At 33.0% G+C, this 26,017-nt stretch carries 20 protein-coding genes; 1 reads left to right on the plus strand and 19 read right to left on the minus strand.

Annotated features, from left to right (window positions below; translation table 11 throughout):
- The first annotated feature begins 43 nt into the window (after nt 1–43).
- Nucleotides 44–2,212, plus strand: coding sequence for a primosomal protein N' (priA, locus tag H3S73_RS03900; RefSeq protein ID WP_198235629.1), 2,169 nt, complete (start codon nt 44–46; stop codon nt 2,210–2,212).
- Between the two features lie 49 nt (nt 2,213–2,261).
- Here the strand turns inward: priA and H3S73_RS03905 are convergent, their stop codons facing one another.
- The 19 genes from H3S73_RS03905 to H3S73_RS03995 form a co-directional block, all read right to left on the minus strand.
- Nucleotides 2,262–2,567 carry a helix-hairpin-helix domain-containing protein gene (locus H3S73_RS03905; protein ID WP_198226317.1) on the minus strand — a complete coding sequence of 102 codons (306 nt, stop codon included), beginning with the start codon at nt 2,565–2,567 and terminating at the stop codon, nt 2,262–2,264.
- A 153-nt stretch (nt 2,568–2,720) separates the two neighbouring features.
- Nucleotides 2,721–4,580: a SurA N-terminal domain-containing protein gene (locus H3S73_RS03910; protein ID WP_198235630.1), complete on the minus strand. Its 1,860-nt coding sequence runs from the start codon at nt 4,578–4,580 to the stop codon at nt 2,721–2,723.
- A 132-nt stretch (nt 4,581–4,712) separates the two neighbouring features.
- On the minus strand, nt 4,713–7,148 hold the full coding sequence (gene lon, locus H3S73_RS03915; RefSeq protein WP_198226313.1) for an endopeptidase La: 2,436 nt from the start codon (nt 7,146–7,148) through the stop codon (nt 4,713–4,715).
- Between the two features lie 187 nt (nt 7,149–7,335).
- Nucleotides 7,336–8,610: an ATP-dependent protease ATP-binding subunit ClpX gene (clpX, locus tag H3S73_RS03920; protein ID WP_198235631.1), complete on the minus strand. Its 1,275-nt coding sequence runs from the start codon at nt 8,608–8,610 to the stop codon at nt 7,336–7,338.
- Between the two features lie 12 nt (nt 8,611–8,622).
- On the minus strand, nt 8,623–9,225 hold the full coding sequence (clpP, locus tag H3S73_RS03925; RefSeq protein WP_198235632.1) for an ATP-dependent Clp endopeptidase proteolytic subunit ClpP: 603 nt from the start codon (nt 9,223–9,225) through the stop codon (nt 8,623–8,625).
- A 93-nt stretch (nt 9,226–9,318) separates the two neighbouring features.
- A complete protein-coding gene (tig, locus tag H3S73_RS03930; protein WP_198235633.1) occupies nt 9,319–10,620 on the minus strand; it encodes a trigger factor in 1,302 nt (433 codons plus the stop codon).
- A 107-nt stretch (nt 10,621–10,727) separates the two neighbouring features.
- Nucleotides 10,728–11,756: a UDP-3-O-(3-hydroxymyristoyl)glucosamine N-acyltransferase gene (lpxD, locus tag H3S73_RS03935; protein ID WP_198235634.1), complete on the minus strand. Its 1,029-nt coding sequence runs from the start codon at nt 11,754–11,756 to the stop codon at nt 10,728–10,730.
- On the minus strand, nt 11,756–12,244 hold the full coding sequence (locus tag H3S73_RS03940; protein ID WP_198235635.1) for an OmpH family outer membrane protein: 489 nt from the start codon (nt 12,242–12,244) through the stop codon (nt 11,756–11,758). The genes lpxD and H3S73_RS03940 overlap by 1 nt, the downstream gene beginning before the upstream one ends.
- A gap of 39 nt (nt 12,245–12,283) precedes the next feature.
- Nucleotides 12,284–14,707 (minus strand): outer membrane protein assembly factor BamA, encoded by a 2,424-nt coding sequence (gene bamA / locus H3S73_RS03945; protein WP_198235636.1) that lies wholly within the window; start codon nt 14,705–14,707, stop codon nt 12,284–12,286.
- A gap of 25 nt (nt 14,708–14,732) precedes the next feature.
- Nucleotides 14,733–16,052: an RIP metalloprotease RseP gene (gene rseP, locus H3S73_RS03950; protein WP_198235637.1), complete on the minus strand. Its 1,320-nt coding sequence runs from the start codon at nt 16,050–16,052 to the stop codon at nt 14,733–14,735.
- Nucleotides 16,053–16,066: 14 nt separating this feature from the next.
- The gene (locus H3S73_RS03955) at nt 16,067–16,906 is read right to left on the minus strand and encodes a phosphatidate cytidylyltransferase (protein WP_198235638.1); all 840 of its coding nucleotides are present in this window, start codon (nt 16,904–16,906) and stop codon (nt 16,067–16,069) included.
- Nucleotides 16,900–17,631: an isoprenyl transferase gene (locus H3S73_RS03960; RefSeq protein ID WP_198226296.1), complete on the minus strand. Its 732-nt coding sequence runs from the start codon at nt 17,629–17,631 to the stop codon at nt 16,900–16,902. Before H3S73_RS03960 ends, H3S73_RS03955 begins: the two co-directional genes overlap by 7 nt.
- Nucleotides 17,632–17,692: 61 nt before the next feature.
- Nucleotides 17,693–18,325 (minus strand): cAMP-activated global transcriptional regulator CRP, encoded by a 633-nt coding sequence (crp, locus tag H3S73_RS03965; protein WP_025316411.1) that lies wholly within the window; start codon nt 18,323–18,325, stop codon nt 17,693–17,695.
- A gap of 86 nt (nt 18,326–18,411) precedes the next feature.
- Nucleotides 18,412–18,618 carry a YheU family protein gene (locus tag H3S73_RS03970; RefSeq protein WP_198226294.1) on the minus strand — a complete coding sequence of 69 codons (207 nt, stop codon included), beginning with the start codon at nt 18,616–18,618 and terminating at the stop codon, nt 18,412–18,414.
- A 302-nt stretch (nt 18,619–18,920) separates the two neighbouring features.
- Nucleotides 18,921–19,958, minus strand: a complete 1,038-nt coding sequence (locus H3S73_RS03975; protein ID WP_198235639.1) for a hypothetical protein — start codon at nt 19,956–19,958, stop codon at nt 18,921–18,923.
- A 151-nt stretch (nt 19,959–20,109) separates the two neighbouring features.
- On the minus strand, nt 20,110–22,809 hold the full coding sequence (locus H3S73_RS03980) for an inverse autotransporter beta domain-containing protein (RefSeq protein ID WP_198235640.1): 2,700 nt from the start codon (nt 22,807–22,809) through the stop codon (nt 20,110–20,112).
- A gap of 477 nt (nt 22,810–23,286) precedes the next feature.
- Complete coding sequence (gene purF, locus H3S73_RS03985; RefSeq protein WP_198235641.1) at nt 23,287–24,804, minus strand: amidophosphoribosyltransferase; 1,518 nt, start codon at nt 24,802–24,804, stop codon at nt 23,287–23,289.
- 18 nt (nt 24,805–24,822) lie between these two features.
- Entirely contained in the window at nt 24,823–25,308 is a 486-nt protein-coding gene (locus H3S73_RS03990) for a CvpA family protein (protein ID WP_198226710.1), read from the minus strand.
- A 126-nt stretch (nt 25,309–25,434) separates the two neighbouring features.
- Complete coding sequence (locus tag H3S73_RS03995; RefSeq protein WP_198226287.1) at nt 25,435–26,016, minus strand: SPOR domain-containing protein; 582 nt, start codon at nt 26,014–26,016, stop codon at nt 25,435–25,437.
- Nucleotide 26,017: the final 1 nt, after the last annotated feature.

The raw sequence follows: 26,017 nt of genomic DNA on the forward strand, positions 1-26,017 counted from the left end.
CTGCGTACAATATTACTCTCTTTAAATATAGTTGTGATTATCAATGCTTATTGCTCATGTTGCCTTACCAGTACCACTTCACCAACTTTATGATTATAATTTAACCAAGCCCGCCCAAATTGGAATGCGGGTGAAAGTTCCATTTGGTACCCGCAATGCCATAGGTATTATTGTTAAAATAGATCAGCAAACAAATATTGATATTAAAAGTTTAAAAAATATAACTACAATTATTGATAGCGAACCTCTTTTTACCCCAGATATCTGGCAATTATTAAATTGGGCGGCAAGTTATTATCATTATCCAATTGGTGAAGTGTTATTTCATGCGATGCCTGTTTTATTAAGGCAAGGACGCGAAGCTAACAAAACTCAAATCACACATTGGCAATTAACTGAATTAGGAGAGAATATTGATCTGACCGCATTATCACGGACACCAAAACAAAAATTATTATTATCATCATTTAGAGACAATACTGTTGATTCTATCAACGTAAGTACTACTATCTATAATGAATTAGAGAAAAAAAAACTAATAACACGCGTAAATGTCCAAGCAGATAATATAATGTGGCAAACAAATTTTTCTGCAAATCCAAACTTGATTAAATTAAATCAAGAACAATTCTATGCAATAGATACAGTAAATAATCATCGTCATAATTTTGCAGTATTTCTTTTAGAGGGCGTCACTGGTTCAGGAAAAACTGAAGTGTATCTCAATATAATATCTAATGTATTAGCTAAAGGTAAACAAGCATTAGTATTGGTACCTGAAATTAGCCTTACACCACAAACAATTAAACGTTTTAAAGAACGATTTAATGCTCCAATAGATATTCTACATTCTGGATTAACTAATCAACAGAGACTAGCTGTTTGGTTAAGAAGCAAAAATGGAGAAAATGCTATTGTTGTTGGTACCCGTTCATCACTTTTCACACCATTTAAAAATCTAGGCATGATTATCGTTGACGAAGAGCATGATAGTTCTTATAAACAGCAAGAAGGATGGCGTTATAATGCTCGTGATTTAGCAATTATTCGTGCAAAACTTAAAAATATCCCTATTTTATTAGGTTCTGCAACGCCTTCATTAGAAACTTTAAATAATGTTAAAAATCATAGATACCAATTGTTACAATTAACAAAACGTGCAGGTCATGCTAAACCTGTAAAGCAATCTATTTTAGATATTCGAGGTTTAACACTTGTAGCTGGCTTATCACAACCCTTAATTGAACAAATAAAAATCCATTTACACAATAATAATCAAGTTATGCTATTTTTAAATCGGCGTGGTTATTCACCTTTATTAATATGTCATGATTGTGGTTGGATTGCGGAATGTCCTCGTTGTGATCGTCCATATACTTTTCACAACCAATCACAAAAACTTAGTTGTCATTACTGTGATACACCAAGAGCAATTCCAAAACAATGTCCAAAATGTGGTTCAACTCATTTAGTACCGGTTGGTTTTGGTACTGAGCAATTAGAAAAACAACTTGAGCTTCTTTTTCCTAACACTAAAATAAGTCGCATTGATCGTGATACAGTAGCAAAAAAAGGAGCATTAGAGAATTATTTACAAAGTATTCAGCAAGGTGGTGCACATATTTTAGTTGGCACACAAATTTTAGCTAAAGGTCATCATTTTCCTGATATAACATTAGTTGGCATTGTAGATGTCGACGGAGCTTTATTTTCGAGTGATTTTCGAGCTACAGAGCAATTTGCTCAAATCTATACTCAAGTGTCAGGGCGAGCTGGCAGAGAAACAAAAACAGGAGAAGTAATATTACAAACCTATCATCCTGAGCATCCATTATTAAATGTATTATTAAATAATGGATATCAAGAATTTGCTAAACAAGCCTTAAAAGAGCGTCAACAAACGTTATTACCTCCATTCAGTTATCAAGCATTAATTCGGGCAGCTGATCGCAATAATCATCATGCACAAAAGTTTTTGCAACTTATTCATGACAGATTGAAAGAGTATGGTGATAATTCCTTATGGCAACTTGGTCCTATGCCAGCAAATCAACCTAAAAAGGCAGGATATTACCGCTGGCAACTTTTGTTACAACACACAAATAGGCAATTATTACAATTAATTTTAGATAACCTTATTATTGATATAGAAAAATGGAATGAAACATCAAAAGTAAGATGGAGTATTGATATTGATCCTATCAATAATTAATATGTGATAATCGCCGACCGATATTAAAAATCGGCGGCTTAAAATAAAATTATAACGCTATTTTACCTACATTTTTGTCCAACGTTGCTTGACCAATACCGGAAACTTCCTTCAATTGTTCGATAGATACAAACGCCCCAAATTTTTCACGATATTCAACAATCTTTTTGGCTTTACTTATCCCTATACCTGTTAAAACTTTAGCTAACTCTTCTGCTGTAGCTGTATTAATATTAACTTGTATAATTTGTTGCTGTTCCTTTTTAGTTACTTCATTAGGTGGGCTATCTGCAAAACTTAAACCGGAAAAAGTGATGCTTGATAATAAAATACAAAAAATTGAAAATAGTTTCATTTGATTAACCTCTTAAAAATAGTTATGCAATTAATATGCTTTTTAACTATCTCATTTAATCAAATGTTAAAGGTTTATTAATTTCATAAATGAAAAAAGTCACCGAAGTGACTTTTCATTTTTGCTGAATTTTGCACTAATTTATGATGTGGATCACAAATTTGCATCTGGCATAATTTCAATCTTAGCTTTGGAACGAATATCTTCAGTAAGATAATAATATATATTATTGATATATAATGGTAATAATTCAGACGAGATATCTTTCTGTTCATTAGGTGTTTTTACATCAGTTAATACCACAATAGCAGCACTTCTATCATCTAAATATTGAACGCCATAAACTCTTTTAGATGTGACTGATGGCACCAAATCAAAAACCATATCAACAACTTTCGTATTCAGTACTTTTGAGTCCCGAGTAAGTTTATAACGTTGAGAAAAGTTTACATTTGGCGAACTACCTGTTTCGTTTAATTGCGTTAATATATTATCTACAGTCGATGTGAAACGTTCGTTAGCAATATTTTGATAAAGTTTCTTATTAATTTCATCTTGGACTTCTTCAAAAGGCGCTATCCCTTCCTTACGATAATCAACAACTTGAATAATAAAATCAATCATATTAATACCTTGACCAACTGTTATCATTTCTGAAACGTTACCTGTTGCTTGATCATCAATAATCATTTGATCACCAAATGCAACATCCCTAACTTCAGGATATCGTAAGATTGTAGTAATATCATTATAATAAGACCAATCTGAATTAACTATTTGTAAATCAGAGTCTTTTGCAATGGCTTCTAACGAATTAGGATTTTTGTTTACTGCTGCCTGAATCTTGTTTTCAACAGAATCAAACATAGCATTTAATTTTTCATCTTCTAGCTTTGAAGTAATCATATGTTTTGCATAATCAAAATCCATAACTTTTGATTTTTGTATATCATCTAATTTGACGATAACATAACCATCATCAACTTTTATCGGCTTAGAAATTTGTCCAACTTTTTTTAAATTAGCATCCTTAAATGCTTGAGGTAAAGAATCATCTATAGTAAACCATCCCAATGAACCATTTTTTCCATACGGAGTGATACTAGCATTCTGATTAACCGTTTTAACAATAGAATCAAAATTACCACCAGATGATAGATCTTTCATAATATCATCTGCCTGTTCTTTATCAGTGACATAAATTACACTATAAGCTCGTTTTTCAGGAAAGGAATAATCTTTTTTATTTTTTTTAAATTGTTGTTGTACTTCTTCATCACTAATACGAATTTTATCTATATAATTAGATTTATTATTCAAAATATAGTTAAATTTAACTCTTTCTTTCCGATAAAACTCGTTCTTATGTTCTTCATAATATTTTTTTTCATCTTCAATAGTAATTTTAACATCATCCATATTTACTACTTCAGGGCTTAAAGTTGATGTGTAAACTGTTCTAGTTTGATCTTGGAGCTTGGCTAACTCAGAATCTACAGGTAATACAAAACTGGTGTTTACTAACGCATTAATGACTTGTTGTTGTTGCAAAGAGGTTTTCAAGCTTGCACCATAACCATCAGGCGTATAGCCATTTGCTGAAAGCAGTTCTAAATATTTTTTATTACTAAATTTACCATTTTCAAAAAATACTTGTTGTTGTCTGATGAATTCTTTGACTCTTTCATTACTAACATTTGCATTTAACTGCTCGGCAAATTTATAAGATAAAAAATTCGTTATTTGTGAAAATAATACATTACGGCGAAGTTGTTTGATAAAAGCAGGATCACCCGCTGAACTTGAAGTAACTTCCCGTACTTGAGCTTCAAATTGTGCTCGATTTATCCCTTCTCCATCAACTTTTGCAATGTATTGTTGAGCATCACGCTCATTATTGCCGCCCCCAAACCCAAAGAAACCTATCCCTGTGAATATAAATGATAAAATAATTATTGCAAAAATAATTTTAACTACAATATGGTTTGCAGCTGTGCGGATTGTATCCATCATTTCTTGCGATTCTCCATATATCTAAAGATTAATTCGGCAAGTATAGCATATTTACCTAAATTGGCTATTATCAGAACGTTAAGAGATAAAAAAAGATCAACATTAAGTTGATCTTTTTAAAATTAAATACAATTAATTTAATTGTGTCTGAACTGGAATTTTAGATTTTATTTGTTTAGTTGCCTTTTTAGCTGCATGTTTTAAACTAATTTTATCTTGTTCAAGTTCTACACCAAACGGATTATTTTGTAATGCTATTGTTATTACTTCATCAATCCATTTTACTGGGCAAATATCAATTTCAGCTTTAACATTATCTGGAATTTCTTCTAGATCTTTCACATTATCCATCGGTATAACAACCGTTTTAATTCCACCTCTATGTGCTGCAAGTAATTTTTCTTTAAGACCACCAATAGGTAATACTTCGCCTCTTAAAGTAATTTCCCCAGTCATAGCAACATCCGAACGAACAGGATTCCCTGTTAACGTTGAAATTAAGGATGTACACATAGCGATACCAGCACTTGGACCATCTTTCGGTGTCGCACCATCGGGTACATGGACATGAATATCACGTTTTTCGTAAAAATCACCATTAATACCTAACTTTTCAGCACGAGAACGAACCACTGTCAATGCGGTTTGAATAGATTCTTGCATCACATCACCCAATGAACCCGTATAAGTTAATTTACCTTTACCCGGTACACTAACTGATTCAATTGTAAGTAAATCACCGCCTACTTCAGTCCAAGCAAGACCAATAACTTGCCCAATTCGATTTTCATTATCGGTTTTACCATAATCAAATCGTTGTACTCCTAGAAAATCTTTTAAATTATCCTGAGTTATTGTCACTTTTTTTAACTTGCTATTTAAAGCTAATTGTTTTACAACTTTACGGCAAATTTTTGCTATTTCCCTTTCTAAGCTACGAACCCCTGCTTCTCGAGTATAATAGCGAATAATTCCAATTATAGCTGAATCATCTATACTAATTTCTTTTGGTTTTAACCCGTTATTCTCTATTTGTTTAGTAATAAGATGCTGTTTAGCAATATTTAATTTTTCATCTTCTGTATAGCCTGAAAGACGAATAACTTCCATTCGATCTAACAATGGTGCTGGAATATTCATCGAATTAGCAGTAGCAACAAACATTACATCAGATAAATCATAATCAACTTCAAGATAGTGATCACTAAAAGCATTATTTTGTTCCGGATCAAGTACTTCTAACAACGCAGAAGCAGGATCGCCTCGCATATCAGATGCCATCTTATCAATTTCATCCAATAAAAATAATGGATTTTTGACACCAACTTTTACCATACGTTGAATCAATTTACCTGGCATAGAGCCGATATAAGTTCTTCTATGTCCACGAATTTCTGCCTCATCACGAACCCCACCTAATGCCATTCGGACATATTTACGCCCTGTTGCTTTAGCAATAGACTGACCTAGAGACGTTTTACCTACACCTGGAGGTCCAACTAGACATAATATAGGTCCTTTGACTTTATTAATTCGACCTTGAACAGCTAAATATTCCAATATACGATCTTTAACTCTTTCTAAACCATAATGATCTTTATCTAGAATTTTTTGAGCGCCCTCAATATCTTTTTTAACTTTGCTACGTTTATGCCACGGAATTTGTATCATCCAATCAATATATCCTCTGACTACAGTTGCTTCAGCAGACATTGCAGGCATCATTTTGAGTTTATTAAGTTCAGCCAAAGCTTTTTCTGTTGCCTCTTGTGGCATTTTAGCTTTGGTAATTTTACTTTTTAACTCTTCATATTCATCTGGTTTATTATCGATATCACCCAATTCTTTATGAATTGCTTTTATTTGCTCGTTAAGATAATACTCTTTTTGCGCTTTTTCCATTTGTTGCTTAACACGCTGACGAATATTTTTTTCAACTTGCAATAAATCGATTTCAGATTCCATCAATGAAATAAGTAACTCAAAACGTTTTTCCAAATTAGCTGTAACCAGTAATTCTTGCTTTTGTTCTACTTTCAAAAATAATGTAGCGGCAATAGAATCAGCCAGTTGTGAAGGCTCTTTAATCAAACGAATTGAATCAACAACTTCTTGTGTTACCTTTTTATTCAGTTTTGCATAATCATCAAAATTAGAAAGTACAACTCGCATTAAAGCTTCATTTAAATCATCATTTTTGTTTTTTTCATGCAATGTTTCGATATTGGCAATAAAAAAGTCGTCTTCTTTTTGTTCTAAAATATCAACAATTTTAGCTCTTTCAACACCTTCAACTAAAACTTTTACTGTTCCATCTGGAAGTTGAAGCAGTTGTAAAATATTGGCAACAGTCCCAGTTTCGTATAAATCATCAACATCTGGATCATCTTGTGATGGATTTTTTTGAGTAACAAGGAAAACTTGTTTATCCATTTCCATTGCACTCTCAAGACAACGTATCGATTTATTTCGACCAACAAAGAGAGGAATTACCATATGTGGAAATACCACAACATCACGTAATGGTAAAATAGGCATAATCATTTGTTTAGTTTGTTTTGTTTTCATTTTTTTCTCTCTAATAGTACAAACCCATTATGTTGATATTGGGATTGATTTTAGATATTCAAGCCTATTGTTATGAGTCAAATATATACTATTCCTTAAACATTTTGACAATATCTACATGTAATTAGATATAATATAAATTAGATCATGCTTGTTAAAGTTTCAACAATAACAAGCATCTTCATAGTTAAGCTGACAACTCAACATCTTCTCGGTAAATTAAAGCTGGTGCTTGGGATTTTTCTACTGTTTCTTGTTCAACAATAACTTTTTTAATATTCTTCATAGATGGTATATCATACATTGTATCTAATAAAATATTTTCAACAATAGAACGTAAACCTCGAGCTCCTGTTTTACGTTGCAACGCTTTTATTGCAATAGCGTTTAATGCATCTTCAGTAAACTCTAATTCAACTCCATCTAACCTAAATAATGTTTCAAACTGCTTAGTTAAAGCGTTTTTAGGTTCAGTTAAAATACTAATTAAGGCATTTTTGTCTAATTCTGATAATGTACCGATAACGGGTAATCGACCAATAAATTCAGGAATCAAACCAAATTTTACTAAATCTTCAGATTCAACTTGAGCGAGTAACTCGGACTCCGTTGCCTTATTTTTACTGCTTTTAACATCAGCTCCAAAGCCAATACCAGTATTAACAGATACTCGATTTTCTACTACTTTATTCAAGCCACTAAATGCCCCACCACAAATAAACAGAATCTTTGAGGTATCAACCTGTAAAAATTCTTGTTGAGGATGTTTACGTCCGCCTTTGGGTGGCACAGAGGCAATAGTACCTTCAATAATTTTTAATAAAGCTTGTTGTACACCTTCACCTGACACATCTCTTGTGATTGAAGGATTATCTGATTTTCTTGAAATCTTGTCTATTTCATCAATGTAAATTATGCCACGTTGTGCTTTTTCAATATCATAATCACAACTCTGTAATAATTTTTGGATGATATTTTCAACATCTTCACCAACATACCCTGCTTCTGTTAATGTTGTTGCATCTGCCATCGCAAAAGGAACATCTAAAAAGCGAGCTAAAGTTTCAGCTAATAATGTTTTACCACTACCGGTTGGACCAATTAATAAAATATTACTTTTACCTAATTCGACATCATTATGACTTGCATAATTACGTAAACGTTTATAATGATTATAAACAGCTACAGATAATACTTTTTTTGCTTTTTCTTGACCAATAACATATTCATCAAGATGGTTTCGAATTTCATGAGGAGTTGGTAATGGTTTACTATTAAATTCTTCATGTGAGAGAAAACTTTTTGTCTCTTCTTTTAAAATATCATTGCATAGCCCAATACACTCATTACAAATATAAATAGATGATGGTCCTGCAATTAGTTTGCGAACTTCATGTTCACTTTTACCACAAAAAGTACAATAGAGTAATTTTTCTGAGCTTTCATTATTCACTTTTACCACCTAGCTAATTTATTATGAACGTTTACTATATATGGCATCCACTAAACCATATTCAACTGCTTTTTCGGCAGACATAAAGTTATCACGATCTGTATCTTTTTCAATTACACTAATATCTTGACCAATATGCATTGCCAAAATATTATTTAAACGGCTTTTTACTTGTAAGATTTCTTGTGCATGTATTTGAATATCGGAAGCTTGTCCTTGAAAACCGCCTAATGGTTGATGAATCATTACCCTAGCGTTAGGTAAGCAATATCGTTTACCTTTTGTTCCGGCAGTCAAAAGCAATGATCCCATTGAACATGCTTGTCCCAAACAAATTGTGCTAACATCAGGTTTTATAAATTGCATAGTATCATAAATGGCCAGTCCGGCTGTAACAACACCACCTGGTGAATTTATATATAAATGGATATCTTTTTCAGGATTTTCAGCTTCTAGAAATAACATTTGAGCGATAATTAAGTTAGCCATATTATCTTCAACTTGTCCTGTTAAAAAGATGATTCGCTCTTTTAATAACCGTGAATATATATCGTAAGCTCTTTCTCCACGAGAGCTTTGCTCAACAACCATTGGAATCACACCCATATATGGTTCTAAAGGCATTTTTATCTCCTAATTAAACAAAATAGCCCAAACAGATAATTCTTATTTGGGCTTAAAAGTAATCTTTTTATTTAATGAAGCAGTGTATAGATATTAAGCCACTTGCTGATTCATTAATTCAGAAAACGAGTAGTTTTTATCGGTTACTTTAGCACTAGCTAATAATAAATCAACTACTTGATCTTCAATCGCTACAGATCGAATGTTATCCATCGCTTTCTTATCTTTACTGTAATATTCTAAAACTTCTTTAGGATCTTCGTAAGCAGAAGCAATTTCATCAATTAATGATTTAACTTTTGCATCATCAGCTTTAATCTTATTGCTTTCAATAATTTCGCTAAATAATAAACCAACTGATACACGGCGTTTAGCTTCAGCTTCGAATAATTCTTTCGGAAGGTCCATTGGTTGCTTCATGTTTCCGCCAAATCGTGATACAGCCTGTTGACGTAGTACATCAATTTCGCGTTCTACTAATGCAGCAGGAACATCAATTTCATTATTCTTAACTAAACCATCAATAACTTGTGCTTTAATTTTATTACGAATAGTTGCATTAAGTTCGCGCGACATATTTTTTCGTACTTCAATACGTAAGCTTTCAACTGTACCATCTGCGATACCAAACCGTTTAATGACATCTTCAGTAAGCTCTGGAAGTTCAAGCTCTTCCACTTTTTTCAATGTTGCAGAAAATACTGCAGGCTTACCTTTTAAATTTTCCGCATGATAATCTTCTGGAAATGTTACGTTAATATCAAATTGGTCATTAGCTTTATGATCTAAAATAGCATCTTCAAACCCAGGAATCATTCTACCTTGACCTAAAACTAATACAAAATCATTAGCTTTACCGCCTTCGAATTCTTCACCATCAACTTGACCAACAAAATCTAAAGTTACACGATTTTGTTCTTTAGCTGATTGATCAACTTCTTTCCAAGTCCCTTGTTGTTTACGTAATGTTTCAATCATAGTTTCAACATCAGCATCAACAACTTCGGCTACTGGTTTTTCAACTTCGATCTTATCTAGATCTTTGATTTTAACTTCAGGGTAAACCTCAAATTCAACAGTAAAAGTGTAATCTTCTCCATCTTTATATTCTGTTGGAGTATAAGTTGGTGCACCTACTGGATTTATTTTTTCTTGAACAATCGCTTCAATGAAATTTTGTTGCATTAAGTCACTTAATGCATCTTGTAAAATCGACGCACCATAGCGTTGTTCAACAATTTTTAAAGGTACTTTTCCTTTGCGGAAACCATCAATTCGTACTTTTTTTGCAGTATTAATCAGCTCTTTATCAATTGCTTTTTTAATATCTTCTGATTTAATGGTAATGGATAAACGTCTACCTAAACCTTTTGTTGTTTCCACCGAAACTTGCATCTTTATACCTCGAAATTATTGAATAATATCTGCTCATGATTATTTTAAATTGATAATTGAGCCAACAAATTTATAAAATAGGCGAGCATTATACCGACCGTAAACGTCTACGTCGAGACATTTAATAGTTTCTTCTCAAGCGCTTTCAAACGTTTATTCATTTCATCAATATGTAACACTAACGAAGCGGTTTTTCGCCATACTTTATTTTCTTGTAGTGGGATCCCAGATGAATATACACCAGGTTCAGTGATAGGACGCATCACCATTCCCATGCCAGTGACGGTTACTTGATCACATATTTCCATATGTCCATTAATAACACTTGCTCCACCGATTAGACAGTGACGACCAATAGTTAAGCTACCAGCCATAATAACGCCTCCCGCAACAGCGGTATGATCACCAATTATATCGTTATGAGCGATTTGGCATTGATTGTCAATAATAACACCATTACCTATAATCGTATCATCCAGCGCACCTCTATCTATTGTGGTTGATGCACCTATCTCTACATTATTGCCAATGACAACACGCCCCAATTGAGGAATTTTAATCCAGTTTCCTTTATCATTAGCATAACCAAATCCATCCGCTCCTATGACCGTTCCTGATTGAACTAAGCAATTGTCTCCAATAATACAGTTGTGATAAACCGTGACATTAGCCCATAATTTTGTATTTGCACCTATCTTTGTACCTTTACCTACAAAACAACCCGCACCAATAACACAATTATCACCTAATACAACATCACTTTCGATAACAGCATTTGCACCAATTGAAATATTACTGCCTAACTGAGCAGATGAATCAATTACCGCTGATACTGCTATATCTTTAGCTGGTGCAGGTGTTGTATCAAAGTACTGAGCTAATTTTGCATAAGTAAAATAAGGATCTTTTACAATTAATGCAGCACCTTGCCAATACTTAAGACTTTCTTCTGTCATTACTACGGCAGAAGCTTTACATTCTGATAAATTATTCTGCAATTTTTTATCGGACAAAAAAGTAATCTGTCCTGATACTGCACTTTTCATTGATGCAATACCTGTGATAGTTATATTACCATCACCATATAACTTTGCATCAAATTGTTTAGCCAACTGTTCTAAACGGAAAGCAAACATTATTTTTTAACCTTTTCCAATACTTTATTAGTGATATCTACCGCATCCGATGCTGATAATGTAGCTTCTGCTTTTAAAATAATATCGTATTTTTCTGTAGTAACAATACTTTTAACAGCTTCTTGGATTTTAGTTAATAATTTACCCACTTCTTCTGATTCGCGTTTGCGGTAATCTGTAGTAAACGCTTGTGCTTTATTTTCAAAATCTGAAATTGTTTTATTTAACTTTGTTTTTTCAGAAGCGGATAATGTTAAACCATCTTTCTTTAAACGAGCTGCCGCATCACTAGCTTTCTTTTCTTCTTCACGCAATGATTTTTCTCTGGCTTCAAATTCTTTATTTAAAGCTTGTCCAACTGTTTCTCGTTGAGGCATGTTTTGCAATACAGACATTACATCAATAACCCCGATTTTGACTTCTGCATTTGCTATACCAGTAAACAGTAATGCAGCACTTATACTAAGAACGGATATGATTTTTTTCACTTTCTTCACCTATGTCTATTTATTAATTTTGACATGGATTTACCATGTCGAACCGATATTAAATTGGAATTGTTGAGCTGAATCACCATTATATTTCTTAAGCGGTTGGGCATAAGAAAAAACTAATGGACCTAATGGTGACATCCATTGAACAGCCAATCCTGCCGACATTCTTATATCAGAAGGTGAACTATAATCTGGAATATCCTTGTTCTTAAAATTCCACTCAGTATCCCATACTGTACCAGCATCAAAGAATACAGAGGTACGAATGCTATCTGTATATTTTTCTCCAGCAAATGGAGTAGGAACGATCAACTCTGTACTAACAAATGCTAAAGCATTACCACCAACTGCATCCTTCGATCTTTTACAATTACTTGTATTTTCTAAACCACTACAACCATCATCACTATTAAAATAAACTGCTTTAGGACCAACAGTGTTGGCTTTAAAACCACGTAGTACAGTCGAACCACCAGCATAAAAGTTCTCATAGAATGGCAACTCTTTACCACCAAAACCATTACCATAACCCAAACGACCTCGAGTTAAGAAAACCCAATGATGTTCAGAATCAAATGGATAATAATAGGAAGCATCAGTGATTATTTTGTAGAATCGGTTATCAAATACAGGTACTGTTATTTTTGCGTTAGCGGTCACTCTTAAACCATCAGTAGGGAAAAATCCTCGATCTAATGAATTATACGTCCAATAAGCATTTAGTAATAAATCATTAGTGTCGAAAGAAATAGAACGTCTATTCTTCATATTTTCACCCATAGATTCAAAATAACGCCACATTCCATATTGAGCTTTCATATCAGACAATTTATGATTGGCATATTCAGTACCAAAGCGAATGAAATTATTTTCACTAATTGGAAATCCTAAATTTGCTGATGCTCCCCATGTTTTACTCGAGTATTCTGACTCTTCATCATCATCATCCGCTTTATAAGTATTATAGTAGACACTACCACCTAAGCTTACACCATCAACAGTAAAATAGGGATCAACAATTGAAACAGAGGCCGTTTTATCAGTATCAGTGGTGTTAATATCAAATGATACACTATTACCTGTACCTAACCAGTTATCTTGCGATATACCTGCATTAAAACTAACACCACTATCTGAACCAATACCCACACCAAATTTAATACTACCAGTGTTACGCTCAGAAACTTTATAAATGATATCAACTTGATCATCTATTCCAGGCACTCGTTCAGTATTCGCTTCGACAGTATCAAAAAAACCTAATCGATTTAAACGTTCCTTACCTAACTCAACTAAACCGTTACTTAACCATGAACCTTCCATTTGACGAAGCTCACGGCGGATAACACTTTCACTAGTCACTGTATTTCCGACTATTCTAATATTACGAACATAATAACGTTGTCCAACATCAACCATCACTATTAGTTTTACAGTATGTTCAGAATCATTCAATTCTGGCTGAATAACGACTCTAGGGTAAGCATAACCGAAATTAGCAAGTAAGCGTTTAACATTATCTTCGATATCTGTTATTCTCTGACCATTATATAAATCGCCAACTGATATGCGCTCATTAGCTATTTTAGCAATCGCATCTTTATGACCCGAAAAGTTTCCTTTAAAATCAAGACCAGATAACTTGTATTGTTCCCCCTCATGGATATTAATCGTTACGTAAATACCTTTTTTGTCTGGCGTTAAACTTACTTGCGTGGAATCTATATTAAAACGAGCATAACCACGATTTAGATAGAAACTTTGCAATTCATCTAAATCACTAGCCAATTTTTGTTTTTGATATTTTCGATCACCAAGCATGTTCCACCATGGAACTTCATCACGTAATGAAAAACGTGAAATAAGTTCTTCTGAAGAAAATGCTTTAGCACCAACAATATTGATTTGATCAATTAATGCCGATTTACCCTCTGCAATTACCAATTTTAAATCAGCACGATTACGAGATAATGGGGTAACTACAGCTGTAACATTTGCATTATACTTCCCAACACTGTAGTAAAAATCTTCTAAACCTTTTTCAATTGCCGAAAGCATAGTACGATCTAATGCTTCACCTTCTCGAATGCCAGAGCTATCTAAGTTTTTTTTCAACATATCATCCTTCACTGATTTATTACCAGAAAAAGTGATACTCGCAATAGTTGGACGCTCTTGAACATGAACAATCAATTTATTACCATCTCGGGAAACACTGATATTATCAAAATTACCACTAGCATAAAGGGATTTGATAATACGCCCTAAATCAGCTTCATTAACATAATCGCCAACTTGGACAGGCATCTCAAGCAATGCAGCGCCAGGAGTAACTCTTTGCAAACCTTCAAATTCAATATCTTTTACTATAAAATCATCAACACAAAATGCGTTGGAACTATACATTGCTGTACCACTGAACAGCAAAGATGCTATAAGTAATTTATTTATTTTCATTGTAAATGTTTATAACCTCATCCCATCACAATCGTAAAAAATCGTTAAATAGTGCAATTCCCATTATCAATATTAATAAAAAAAAACCTATGCGAAATAATCGCTCTTGGGTTTCATCGGATAAAGCTTTCCCTTTTAACTTTTCAAGCAATAAAAAGACAAGCTGCCCCCCATCTAATATTGGTAATGGTGCAAGATTGATAACACCCAAACTTATACTAATAAATGCTAAGAAATATAAGTAAGGTGTGAAACCATAACTTGCTGTTTGCCCTGCGCTTTTTGCTATCGTTATAGGCCCTGATAAATGTTTAAGACCAATAACACCTGTTATTAACTGATAAAGTGAACCAACAGTTAGTTTTGTCGTTAATACTGTTTGTTCAATACCTTTACCTAATCCTTCTAAAAAACCATATTGCTTAACTACTGCCTCTGAGGAAGGATATAAACCAGCTACACCTTCTCCATTTTTCTGAACTGTTGGTATTAAATTAAGATAAATTTCACTATTATCTCGCTTAACCTTTAATACCATTGCATTTGCTTTTTTTATTTCATCAGAAAAATCATTCCAATTTGTATAAAGATGATTATTGTAACTGATAATTTCATCACCTACTTGTAATCCAGCTTTTTCTGCAGCCGATTTTGGTACAATTTTACTCAAAATTGGATAAACTTCCAACGTTTTAGGAAGAAAACCAAATGCCGTAATGGACGATTCTTTTTCTATGTCAAAATACCAATGGCTAATATCAACACTTTTTGTAATTTCTGTTGGGTTATCATTATTATCTGTATCAATATAAGATAAAGATACACTATTTTTACCTAATACAGATATCAACGCTAAATTTACATCATTCCAGCTATTAATATTAATATTATTAATAGTTTTTAGTTCTGCTCCATAAGGCATATACAATGTAGAAGCAGGAGTATCAGCAATGGTATCTTTTACTTTTACGGGATAAACCATTACTCCGTTTAAAAAAATTATCCAATAAATTATCGCAGCTAAAACAAAGTTGGCAAAAGGCCCTGCGAATATGATTGCCATTTTTTGCCAAATTTTTTTTCTATTAAAAGCAAATTTTTTATCATGGTTTGAAGTTTTTTTTACATCTTCATTAAGCATTCTAACATAACCACCAACAGGAATCATAGCAATTACGAATTCAGTTCCACTTGAAAATTTATGTGACCATATTTTTTTACCAAAACCAATTGAAAAGCATTCAACATGAACACCACATAAACGAGCAATAAAAAAATGCCCAAATTCATGTACTGTGACTAAAATACCCATAGTAAGGATAAATAGCAGCAACGACCAGAGCAAAATATATTACCTCTCTATGATAAATATAAAGATAGTACTGTAAAAATTGGAACAGCGGCTGTTAAACTATCAATTCTATCTAAAATACCGCCATGTCCTGGTATTAAATTACCACTATCTTTAATACCGGCTTCACGTTTAAACATACTTTCAGTTAAATCACCTAATACTGAAACCAAGACAGCAAAAAAAGAACTGATAAAAAAAACGTTAAATTTTATATTGAACAGATTAGAATAATAAACAATCAAGCTAATTAAAAACGCGACACTAACGCCACCAATGAAACCTTCTACAGTTTTACCTGGGGAAACTTTCGGTGCTAATTTTCGTTTACCAAAAATTCGCCCAGCAAAGTAAGCTCCAGTATCTGTTGCCCATACTAGCACAAATACATATAACAGCAAGATTGCTCCTGTATAACAATTTGAATGATAGTTAATGGATCTTAACGCTATCATACTAAGGAAAAATGGAACTAACGTAAAAAAAGCAAAAGTTAATTTTACAGCAACATTAGACCAATAATGTATGGTTTTGGGATAACTTATTACTAAGTATAATGCAACTAACCACCAGATAATTGAAAATGATAATATAATATTATACAGTTTGGATTTTAGTTCAAAAGAGATTGGCATAAAATATAACAAAGCTAATATAACTGCAATAAAAAAAGCAAACATTAGTCTTGAATACTTATTAGTTATATGCAAAAACTGTGACCACTCCCATGCAGCTATACCGACAACAGCAATCATGATATAAGCGAATACCGATAATTGCGTAAAAAAAAGTAGAATAATTACAAGTGGAATTAGCACAATTGCAGCAAGTAATCGTTGAATTAACATGAATGTTCCTCTATAGGTATACCACCAAAACGCCGCTCTCTGGTATTAAAGGCATCAATTGCTTTGTCAAATAACGTTTGATTAAAGTCTGGCCATAAAACATCAGTAAAGTAAAGTTCAGAATAAGCGATCTGCCATAATAAAAAATTACTGATTCTATATTCACCGCCAGTGCGAATAACTAAATCTACTTCAGGAAACTCATGCATACTTATTTCCGAATTAAATCGTTCTTCAGTAATATCATCTAACGTTATTTTACCATCTAAGACTTGCTTTGCCATTTTTTTAGTTGACTGTAAGATGTCCCAACGACCACCATAATTTGCAGCAACATTCAAAACTAATCCAGAATTATCTTTCGTTAATTGTTCTGCATTAATAATCATATTTTGCAAATCTTCATTAAATTGAGAAATATTACCAATAATATTTAATCGAACATTATTTTTGTGTAAACTTTTCATTTCACGATTCAAAGCATAAATAAACAAAGAAATTAAAGCAGAAACTTCACTTGCTGGGCGTTTCCAATTTTCACTACTAAAAGCATACAACGTTAAAACTTTTATACCAAGAGTTGCAGCATAGGTAGCTATTTTACGTACTGCTTTTAAACCAGCTCTATGTCCAACTGCACGTAATTGTTTTCGTTGCTGTGCCCAGCGACCATTTCCATCCATAATGATCGCTACATGGTTAGGAATGTATCTTTCTTGAATCATGAAATATACCGTGTCATATAAATCATTTTATCAACTTGTTATTAAAGATTTGTTTAATCACTTAGCGTGTTCCATAAACAACAATAGTTTTACCATGAGCAGAAATTAAATGTTGATCTTCAAGCATTTTTAAAATTCGACCGACAGTCTCACGAGAACATCCAACAATCTGACCTATTTCCTGACGAGTAATTTTAATTTGCATACCATCAGGATGTGTCATAGCATCAGGTTGTTTAGCCAGATTTAATAAGGTTTGTGCAATACGACCGGCAACATCAAGAAACGCTAAATTGCTAACCTTTTCAGATGTTACTTGTAAGCGACTAGCCATTTGGCTGGCAAGTTTCATTAAAATATCGGGATTGACCTGAACTAGTTGCTTAAATTTCTTATAAGAGATTTCAGCTACTTCACAACTTGTTTTCGCTTTAACCCAAGCACTTCGCTCTGTTCCTTCTTCAAAAAGACCTAATTCACCTAAAAATTGATTCTGATTCAAATAAGATAATATCATTTCATTACCTTCATCATCTTTAATCAATACGGCTACAGATCCTTTTACAATATAATAGAGAGTTTCTGCTTTTTCACCTTGATGAATTAGGGTACTTTTAGCTGGATATTTATGAATATGGCAATGGGATAAAAACCACTCTAATGTTGTATCCGTTTGCTGTTTACCAATCATTATTCCTTTCTCTCCATTCAATTTACAACCTACACACTATAACAAAGTTGGACAATAAATCATATACTAAGCGATAAGGATTTTAGCCATTATTTAACAAGTTTAATATCAACTGTTTGGTGTAATTCAGACCAAAAAATTGCCACAGTTCCATCAATTAATTGAGATTTTACTTGAGTAACCTTTTCTTGGAGGGATTTTTCTTGCAGACCATAATCGGTACCTTCACGTAACACAAAATATTCAATTATGTTATCTAATGTTTGCGGGTCAAGATTTTGCCAAGGAATAATCATGATAAATTAATATTATTTGGAATTGGTTAGTATTCTAAAGCATCCATTTAAAAATAAGAAGAATCATTTCATTTTTTAATTTTATTTGGCTAATAATCGTGAGGATAAATCATGTAATAAAATTATATAAATTAGCTTAAAGATTAAAAATTATGATTATTTGCAACATTATAATATGCAGTTTTATTTTTTTTAAATAACTTACAATAATATATACATCAATAAATATTTTTTAATAGTAAAGAAAAACCACCCATATGAGTGGTTTTAATAATATTTAAAGTAATTAGTATTACTTATATTTATTCGTTAGTTTCAACTCTCAAATGATAGCCTTGAGCACCTGCTTTGTAGGCTGTGTTATATATTGAGTTATGATTTGCTGTTGTGCTACCTAAGTAAATAGTATCGCCTTGAGCTGTTGTAGTGCTTGAAGCTAACTCATCAGTAGTGGCATTAGTGTCTAAATAAGTACCGTCAAGTGTCCATTTATATGTATAAGCTGAAGTTTTAATTAACTCTCCTGAATCAATGCTATCGTTTCTATCAGCATCATTCCAAACTACAGCACCAAATTTATCGCCGTATTGAGGGTTAGTTGCACCAGCTTTAGCATAGTTAACTGAAGTATCTAACTGATCATTTGCGTCATATTTAAAGATACCAACTTTAAAGGTATCACTAATAATTGGACCTTTACCTGGTGCTTGATCACCTGGACCTTTTGGATCAGAAGGTAGTCCATCTGGTTCAGTGCCATCTGTAGATACTTGTGGAAGTTCTGATGACCAAACGTCTGAGATACTCAACCATTGATTGGTGCTAGGTAAACCAAATTCGGTACGTTCTTGTAATTTAAAACCAATTTGATCAGCACCAGCAAATTTATCATCAATTTCAAATATAATAGAACCTGATTGTACACCATTTACACTTTGAGCAGTTGTAAATGAAAGACCTTGAAGATCTGCTCCTGTAATTGGTGTCCAAGCTCCGTAATTACCAGCGCTATCTTTTTGTCTTATATAAACAGTAAGAGAATCTTTGATATTTCCATTATCTACATCACCATCGCTGTCTAGTAATTTATATGAAATTTTCATATAATCACCAACTTTAACATTGTCATTTGCTCCAATGTTATTGTTACCGGCAGCATCAGTAGTAAAGGTTACAGTAATAGTATGATCAGCAACATCGCCATTTATTTTGGAAAGAACAGGTGCATTACCATGTATTGTTTCGTTAGTTGTTGCATGTAATGTTGCAAATGCGCTACTTGATGCATAACCTGCTAATAATAAGCCAAATGCAATTTTTTTGATTGTTAAATTTTTCATGTTTAACTTCCTATTTTTATTTTTAAATTGAATATGTTGTATTTAAATGAATACAACACTTTTGTTGGTGTTCCCAAATATAAGCTACCGAAATCATTCGTTAACCTAAAACCTATTATTATATCTTCATATTACTTATACGCATGACTAATTAGTTATAATCTGTAATTGTTACTTGCAATTTAAAACCTTGATCTCCCGCACACGCTAACGGTGAAGGTGTAACCGACTGTTCTAAATTCAAATGAGCAGGTGCACCAGCAACAGGAGCAACACCTTTACCTGCTGTTGCATAACTCAATGTTTTCTTACTTCTTATTGTGTAGTGAGCATTAGGCCCCATAGCAACATTAAACCATGGACCATTTGGATTTTCCTCATAACTTGGTAATGCAGAAGTTGCAGCACTGCCTGGGCAAGCCTGTTCATTGGAACCGACAAGTGACCAAACAGTAAATGGAGTAGGAAGTTCCTGACCATCAACACCATAAGCCTTTACATAATACTCACTATCGACCATCCATTCTTTAACACCATTTGGGTCAAAGTTAAGAGAATTACCTGTGTTTTCTGCTACTAATACGCCATCTGCGCGGTAAACTTTAATAGTATTAGCTTTACCACCTGTAAAATTAACCTTAGCTTTATTGAAAGAGGTACCAAATCTATCAATAGCAATTGCAAATTCAACAACACCAGCAAGATTTGAGGCGACATCTAAAATGTAAGTATCACCTATCGCATCAATATTAGCTGCCGTTGCAGCATTAGCAGATACTTTTTGTCCCATCTTAACTTTTTCAAAACCTTTTACAATGACACAAGGTTCTTGTGATGGGCAAGCATTAACATTACCTGAGGTACCATCAATTAAAGCCACTTTTTTTCCATTGCTTGTAGCTGACCACCCTTTTAGTACTGATGCAAAATTATCAGGTATACTATTCATTAGTTCTTCATCACTAAAACCTTCTACATCATCTTCAGAAGTAATCGATCCGACATCTACTTTAGGTTTAACTAATGTTGCAAAAATAGTGATTGCACTTTGACCATCAGCCGGTCTGTTAGCCATTGAAACCTTATTTCCATTTTCATCTATTACCCAGACCCCAACTTTACGTGTATTTAGATTTGGTAATACTTCAAATGAAATTGAGTTAGATGTTGCAGATTTACCTTTTTCGTCGGTAACTGTTACCGCCAATGTGTATTTACCTTTAGTGCTTATAGGACGACGTTGACCAGTAGAATCAACATAATCCGGCGCTACAATTTTCCAATTGTTAATATTGGTATGAGGTGTTAACCAGTTTGAAGAATTACATGTTCCTGTTGCAAAACATAAGAAACCACCGCCCGCATCAATTTCCATCATATCACCAGACCATGAGACACTGCGTATACCTTTAGCATTATGAACGCCAATGCTAACGTCATAAGTCTCACCTTCCAATAATTGCAGTGATTCAAGCCCTAAATCAACACTCATTTTCTTTTCTTTATATTCAAGAACAATGTAATTATTGCGATCAACAAGATCATAACGACTACCTTTAACTGAACGAGCGGCTTGAACCATATCGGGATCCATCTGGTCTTTTAGAGGCATTCCAATACGGTAATTCATGGTTAGTTCAGCTTTAGTTTCTTTATTACTATCTTGACCACGTTTATGTTCGGCTTTAACCGTAAATAAAGGAACAGGCGTGTAATCAATACTCGCAGTTACAGCTCTAGGATCTTTTTGTAAATTATCTTTACCAAATAATGCTACTTTATCACCATAGTATTGTTCATACATCAATGAACCACCTAAGTGTGGATATTGTGGCAAGTATCCTTGGAAACGAATATCAAATCCTCTAGCTGCGCGTTCTAAATAATCATCAAAATCTTTTGAATTTTTCCAATCAGATAATGGGTGATAATAGTTAATGGCAAACTTCATATAGTCTGTCCAAGCTTCAGCACCAATACCTAAACGGTTATGAGAACGTTGAAAATCGTGGTCTAAAAATACGTTATAACCTAATAACCATGTTTTATCAGCTACATCCCAGCGTTGACCAATACCAAAGTTACCAATACGTCGATTATGCTCATATTCTTGAAAAGACAATTGAGTAAAGATCAAAGTATCTTCGGTGTCGTACCAAGGACTAAATAGTTTGGCATTGATATTATTAAATGACCCTGTGTCACTGATATCAAACTGTAATTGTGCAGTACCAAATTGCCCTAAAAAGTCTTGCGCAGCACCTTTTAATGGATCAACAACTTGGTTTCTTACACTATTACGTACATAATCTTCAGCATAATCTTTTGCTTTATTTTTTACATGCCCAGATATGCCGCCATTCTCAGAAGAGGTGATTTGCTTCCAATCTTGAGTAGCTAAAGTCTGTAAAGTTGATGCAACTTGGCTTGCTAAAGCATCTTTATCAGCTTTAACGTCATAATTATCATCCGAACCTAATTTAGGCAAATTAGCATATTTATCTTGACTACCAGAATCTGTTTTTTTCAATGCAGGCAATATGGGAGAGTTTTCAGGGAGCACTAAACGCTCTCCAACTTCTACCACATCTTTTTTATCATAACGGCCAGCATTCATCTCTCTTAATTCTGAAACAGAGACACCGCTTAAAAGTGCTATTTGATATAGGCTACGTTGCTGGTTATTGACCATCTCACGCACCTTCATACCATCTTTTAACTCGATCACTTTATTACTATCAACTGCCGTTACTGTTTCAGAAACAGTATTATCGACTGCCCAACTCATTTGGCAGCCTAAAGCCATGATAATTAGTGTAGAGATAACTTTTAAATTAAGATTATTTCTCATCTTAATTATTCCTTATATTTCACCGACACAATGCTACGCAGTAACAAGTTCTTTTTTTATTTGTTAATAAAGCTCATCTACCATTAAATTCTATTATTAATTTATTCTGGATAAAAATGCTTTAAATTTGTTTTCTTTCCATATTTATTTTTTTAAGGATTTTAAAATTATTCAAAACCCTTTATACGAGGGGGATGATATTACAAAATTGTCATAAATCAAAATAAATTTACGTATTTTTTGATTAATTTTTGTAAACAAATATAATTTATTTATTTTTCATAAAGTTAAATAAAAATAAGAATAGTATGATTTTAGTAAACTAATTGTTCAACTTAATAAACATTGTAATAACTAATTTAAAATTACTTTCTTGTTATGATTAGGAATGTGTAACAAATTGATTGGATGAAAAAAACAGGCAAACCGTCTAATAATTCATCTGTTTTTAACATTTTTTTCATTTTAGATGATTTTTTATTGACCTTCATTATAAATTTCTAGATTTTCTGATTCTTTAGTTGGTGTTAACTTAATCTTATCGCTTCTGTTTATTTCTAGCGAAGACAAATAGTTATCATCAATACCTTCGGTAATATATTTCCCATTAAAAACAGAACACTCCAAATGTGTTATGTTTGGATTTAGGATTTTAATTGAATCAATTAAATCAGAAAGATTTTGAAAAATAAGTTTATCAGCACCGATATCTTTAGCTATCTCATCAACTGTTCGATTATAAGCAATTAATTCGCTCGCAACAGGCATATCAATACCGTAAACATTAGGATACCTTATTTCTGGTGCGGCAGAAGCCAAATAAATTTTCTTCGCACCACACGAGCGAACCATTTCAAGAATCTTTTCTGATGTAGTACCTCGTACGATTGAATCATCAACTAAGAGAACATTTTTACCTTCAAATTCAATACGATTTGCATTGAGTTTTCTTCTTACGGAAAGTTTACGTACCGTTTGTCCGGGCATAATAAATGTTCGTCCAACATAACGATTTTTAACAAATCCTTGTCGATAAGGCTTATTTAGTATTCTTGCTATCTCAAGCGCCGCATCACATGATGTTTCTGGAATCGGTATGACAACATCAATATCAACATCCTTCCATTCATTTGCTATTTTTTGCCCTAATTTTTGTCCCATTAAAATGCGAGATTGATAAACAGATACACCATTCATCAACGAATCCGGTCTTGCAAAATAAACATATTCAAAAATACATGGATAGTATTGAGGATTATCTGAACATTGCTGTGAATATAATTGCCCATCTTGAGTGATATAAATCGCTTCGCCAGGTTCAACATCACGCATAAACTTAAAATCAAGAATATCTAATGCCACACTTTCTGAGGCAACCATATATTCAATTTTTTGATTTTCTAAAACTCTTCTACCAATAACTAACGGACGGATTCCATAAGGATCTCGAAAAGCAACCAAACCATGTCCTATAATCATTGCTACACAAGCATAGGCTCCCTTAATAATCATATGTACATTATGAATTGCGGTAAAAATATTATCTGGGCTAAGAGGATAAGTTGGAAATTTATCGAGTTCGCTGGAAAAAATGTTGAGTAAAACTTCGGAATCGGAATTAGTGTTAATATGACGCCTAGCTAACTCAAAAACTTTATTACGTAGTTTATCGGTATTAGTCAAATTACCATTATGAGCAAGAGCGATACCATAAGGTGAATTGACATAAAAGGGCTGTGCTTCCGATGGGCTGGAACTTCCGGCTGTTGGATAACGTATATGACCAATCCCTAAATTACCTTGTAAACGCTGCATATGATGTTCTTGGAATACATCTTTAACGAGACCATTCGCTTTTCGCATACGAAAGCGATTTTGATCATCAATTGTAACAATACCTGCAGCATCTTGTCCTCGATGTTGCAACACAGTCAATGCATCATAAATTGATTGGTTGACCGTACTACTTCCTACAATACCTACAACACCACACATATAATGACTACCTCAAGCTTACCGAACTAAAAAAGATGATGAATTTTGGATATAATCAAAAAACCAACGAATAATAAAATGAAAATGAGGAATAAGCTGTGAATTAGTCCAATAAGGTGATTTTGATAATGGCGTAAAGGTATCAATGAAAAAGAGTAATGCTGCAACAACTAAAATACCACGCAAAATTCCAAAACATATACCTAAAACTCGGTCAGTGCCGGATAAGCCAGTTTTTTGAACTAATTGACCAATAACATAAGAGACAACTGAGCATACTAATAATGTAGCAAAAAAAAGGATAGTAATTGCTACTGCAATGCGAATGATATCGCTATCAAAGTAGGTCATGTATGGAGTGATGTAAGTATAAAAATGACCTGCTATAAAAAAAGCTAATCCCCAACTAACAAGAGATAAAGCTTCTCGTATAAAACCTCGAACAATACTAACTGAAGCTGAAAAAGCAATAATACCTATAATTGTAATATCAACCCAATTCATCATAATAATCCGCTATTTTATGTTAAAAAATATTTTTATCACCGCTAATTATTGTAAATAAATAATACTATATGTAAACTCATTAAATTATAAATTAATTTTATCTTTGATATAAAAAGATAATTCTTAATTAGCTACAATAATCCCTTTCAATTTTGTTAAATTATTTAAATTAGTAATAATTTGTTCTGCTTGTTCCCTTTTTGCATATGGGCCAACTTGTAATTTAATTACTTGATTCGGTTCTGGATTTTTAGGTACGAGCCTCACGTTATAATTATTTAATCTCAACAATGCAACAAGTTCTTCAATTTTTTGTTTATTTTTTAACGCTGTTAGTTGAATCATAAATGTTTTGGTTTCTTGTCCTGAAACTGAAACTGTCGAATCTGACTCGTCATTTTCGGAAATATTCGGTAACGTCAATGGGTTAGAATTTTGATCTACACCCGAAATATACGAAGTGTTAGGTATATTATTAATATTGTCAAATTCATAACTTGACTCATTAGATGAATTTATGAGTTGATTTTGTTGATTAACTATTTCTGGTTGTAAAATTGGAGTAGCTAAAGTTCGTTGATTAGATTTATCTATTAGGATCCATGGCGCTATTACAGCTAAAATTAACAATAATGTTGCAAAACCAACGAGTTGATTTCTTATTCTATTTTGATTAGTACTGCTACTTTTTTTATTTTTCATCATG

Origin of the sequence: Gilliamella sp. B14384G12 (assembly GCF_016101825.1) — a bacterium.
GTDB lineage: Bacteria > Pseudomonadota > Gammaproteobacteria > Enterobacterales > Orbaceae > Gilliamella > Gilliamella apicola_N.